This window comes from Phaeodactylibacter luteus, from assembly GCF_007993045.1.
GTDB classification, from domain to species: Bacteria; Bacteroidota; Bacteroidia; order Chitinophagales; family Saprospiraceae; genus Phaeodactylibacter; species Phaeodactylibacter luteus.
The window spans coordinates 1-238 of record NZ_VOOR01000282.1 but is presented as its reverse complement, the minus strand read 5'-3'; the positions used below and the strand labels follow the sequence as shown (position 1 = coordinate 238).

The window sequence follows — 238 nt, the reverse complement described above, 5'->3', positions numbered from 1 at the left end:
GGTGAACGTGGACGTGCCTGCCGATTTCACGGGCGGCCTGACCAACGTAGTCACGGTAACGAACCCGGAAGACCCGACGCCGGACTGCCCAGATTGTACGGACGGCCCGGATACACCGGACGAGGTATCGGACATCACCACGGTTAAGACGAACGGTACCACTACCTACGTGCCGGGCACAACGGTGCCTTACACCATCACGGTGACGAACAACGGGCCGAGCGCTGCGAGCAGCGTA

The 238-nt window shown here is 62.2% G+C and carries 1 pseudogene; it reads left to right on the top strand.

From position 1 onward, the window contains the following. Positions 1–238: pseudogene (locus FRY97_RS22215) on the top strand (DUF11 domain-containing protein); the annotation flags it as partial.